Here is a 2,813-nt window from a genome sequence, read left to right on the forward strand (position 1 = left end):
AAGTGAAACTGATGATGATTGTACAGATCGCGGCGATAACGCGGGCTGTATGACTGTTATAACGGTCTCCGATAAATTCCGGGACCGTGTAGCGTCCATACTTACGGAGCTGCGGGGCCAGCAGGAAGGTGAGTAACAGGTAACCGCCTGTCCACCCCATTATATAGGCAAGCCCGTCATAGCCCAGTATCATGACCGTACCGGCAAGTCCAATGAATGAAGCTGCACTCATCCAGTCTGCCCCGATGGCCATCCCGTTGAAGATCGGCGGTACACCGCGTCCGGCAACGTAGAAATCCGACGTTGCTTTCGCTTTGTTATAAACCGCTATACCGATATATAATGCAAATGTTGCAAGTATAATAGCCGTTGATACAATAAACTGAACATCCATTAACCGATTTCCCCCTTATATCTGCTTGTGGCTTTTCTATTTATTTAAATAGATGCTTTCTTTAATGATCCAGCGTTTTTCCGACGCTTACTTGCTCATTCTTGCTTTCATCGAGTCCATATTTGCGATCAATCCGGTCAGATACAATGGCATTCACATAAAGCAGGATGATGAAAATCAGGATGGAACCTTGGGCACCCATGAAATAATGGACCGGAAATCCATTTATTGTAACCTCAGACAGACTTTCTGCGAAAAACACGACGACAAATGAGCTGATAAACCAGATGACAAGATATAAGGCCATAAAACGGTTTTTCTCTTTGAAATACTGATCCGCCATTGCGCGGTCAATTTTCTTCATAAATATCCCCCTTTTTATCTCAAAACCTGTTTTCTAAAAGAATGTTGCTTTTCGTACAGTGCCGGAAGTCTGAAAAGAACAAAGGGTTTGCTCTTTACGAACCAGGGACGCACTTTCGAAACTACTCGATTTCCGGCAATTCCTTGTGTCTAATTACAATGTCGCGGAAGGAGCCTATCTCAAGCTGAAGATGAATTTCACTGTTTCAAAAAAAGGCATAGGAACGAGAGCGATTTGAACGATAAAATAAACAAACATGGATAAGAACGGCAGAACTAAAAAAACGGCCCTTTTTTTCTTTATTGCGAAGACGATGCTGGCTCCTGTGATCAGGAGAAACAGAATGAAATAAAGCAATCTTTCACCTCCATTTTGAAAACGCTGTCATAAATAAATATTAAATATTCTGAAATTTTATTCGTGAACTCATTATCTTTTATGTGGAAAAGCATTTTCAATAAAGAAATTCCGACAACAGCAGCATGATTGTTCTTCAACCATTTTTTAAATATAAGAATATTCTTGAAATTATCGAGGAAGATGTGATATGTTACAAGTTAGAATATTCTCCTGGGATAATGTAAGCATGTCGAAAGTGATCGAAACTTTTTTACACACAAAAAAACTGACCAGCATAAGCCGGTCAGTCCGTTTATTATTCTTGTTCTTCTTTACTAGTATCAGCGTTTGACTCTGCTTCTTGATCTTCCGCATCTGCATTAGACTCGGCATCTTGATCTTCTGCACCTGCATTAGACTCAGCGTCTTGATCTTCTGCACCTGCATTAGACTCAGCATCGCCAGTGTCTTTTTGCTCAGCGTCAGACGGGTTCGCATCCTGCTGTTCATCAGCCGCTTCCCCTTCAGCACCTTCTTCAGCTGCTGCGTCTTCTTTCGCTGCATCTTCTTGTACTGCATCCTCTTGAGCTTGTTCTGGCTGATCGCCGGAAACCTTCTGCTCATCAAGCTTTGCTTCTTGAAGAGTGGCAAGAGACTTATTGAAATAGTTGATTGGATTGACTGCAACATTATCTTTGCGGATTTCAAAGTGTACATGTACACCTGCATCTTCATTGAATAAAGATTTTCCTGATTTCGCAATCTCTTGACCTTGATCCACGACATCCCCGACAGCTACTTCAAAATCTTTGACTGATTGGTAACGAGTGACAATACCCTTACTGTGTTCGATTTCGATTGTGTTGCCCAGTAATGAATCTTCTTGAACTTTTGTTACTGTACCGCTCATGGCAGCAAGAACTTCGAATTCTTTCCCATCCTTCGAGATATCGATCCCTTGATTCGGATAGTACATATTGCCATACACCACTAAAGCGGCTTCCTGTTCTTCGGCAGAAGCTTCAGCATCGTAGAAGTTTTTTTCGATGACTGTGTCTTCAGGTTTTGAAACAGGCATTACGAAGTTTTCCAATGAACGATTGACTTCTTCTGCAGGCTGATTAAACTCATTATCAGTAGGAACATCATAGCTGTAATCCTCGGCATTCTCATTATTGCCTGCTTGGTACCACAGAATCCCTGTGATAATGATTGCTGCACTTGCTAGATAGATTGCTGGGTATGCCCAACGTCTTTTCAAAAATTTTGGAGAAGTGGATTTCTTTTCTTCCTCTCTCATTTTCATCACCTCAGCAATCATTCTGAACAGAATTCTGAAAATATATACACAAGTTCAAAAAAATTTTTAATTCTTATCTTTCGACAAACATAAATGAATTATGTATGAAGACGAAAACTTTTTTCTGGAATCTTCATAGAACTGCAATATTTTGCGGGTAGCTGAACCGTTTTCACATGATACAATAGATGAGGTTTTTTATTATTACGCTTCCCGAAAGGACGATAGACTGTGAAACTCATGCTTAAATACGTACTTACAGCTGCGCCTTTTCTATATATGATGCTGATCTGGATCCTGTCCAGCAACCCGGATGATGCGGTCATCCGCTTTCCTGATAATACGGTAGACCGGTTTATCAAGGAGTCCCTCCATTTAATCGAATTTGCGATTCTCTATGGATTATTCGTGCTGGC

At 41.0% G+C, this 2,813-nt stretch carries 5 protein-coding genes; 1 reads left to right on the plus strand and 4 read right to left on the minus strand.

The genetic code is table 11. The features are described 5' to 3' along the window. The 4 genes from HP456_RS22265 to spoIIQ form a co-directional block, all read right to left on the minus strand. A partial coding sequence (locus HP456_RS22265) for a sodium:solute symporter family transporter (RefSeq protein WP_446680279.1) occupies positions 1 to 394 on the minus strand: 394 nt, incomplete at its 3' end. Between the two features lie 61 nt (positions 395 to 455). Then, the gene (locus HP456_RS22270; protein ID WP_172255171.1) at positions 456 to 758 is read right to left on the minus strand and encodes a DUF4212 domain-containing protein; all 303 of its coding nucleotides are present in this window, start codon (positions 756 to 758) and stop codon (positions 456 to 458) included. Between the two features lie 174 nt (positions 759 to 932). Beyond that, a complete protein-coding gene (locus HP456_RS22275) occupies positions 933 to 1,115 on the minus strand; it encodes a hypothetical protein (RefSeq protein WP_172255173.1) in 183 nt (60 codons plus the stop codon). 298 nt (positions 1,116 to 1,413) lie between these two features. Beyond that, complete coding sequence (spoIIQ, locus tag HP456_RS22280) at positions 1,414 to 2,397, minus strand: stage II sporulation protein SpoIIQ (RefSeq protein ID WP_172255175.1); 984 nt, start codon at positions 2,395 to 2,397, stop codon at positions 1,414 to 1,416. A gap of 240 nt (positions 2,398 to 2,637) precedes the next feature. Between spoIIQ and HP456_RS22285 the strand changes: the two genes are divergently transcribed. After that, a partial coding sequence (locus HP456_RS22285) for a VanZ family protein (RefSeq protein WP_512698782.1) occupies positions 2,638 to 2,813 on the plus strand: 176 nt, incomplete at its 3' end.

The organism is Bacillus haikouensis (assembly GCF_013179555.1).
In the GTDB taxonomy this organism is placed as follows: domain Bacteria; phylum Bacillota; class Bacilli; order Bacillales; family Bacillaceae_B; genus Rossellomorea; species Rossellomorea haikouensis_A.

What these genes read in the sequence shown, in the direction of transcription:
- spoIIQ (WP_172255175.1), bottom strand. Translation starts at nt 2,397, where the DNA reads ATGAGAGAGGAAGAAAAGAAATCCACTTCTCCAAAATTTTTGAAAAGA.
- HP456_RS22270 (WP_172255171.1), bottom strand. Translation starts at nt 758, where the DNA reads ATGAAGAAAATTGACCGCGCAATGGCGGATCAGTATTTCAAAGAGAAA.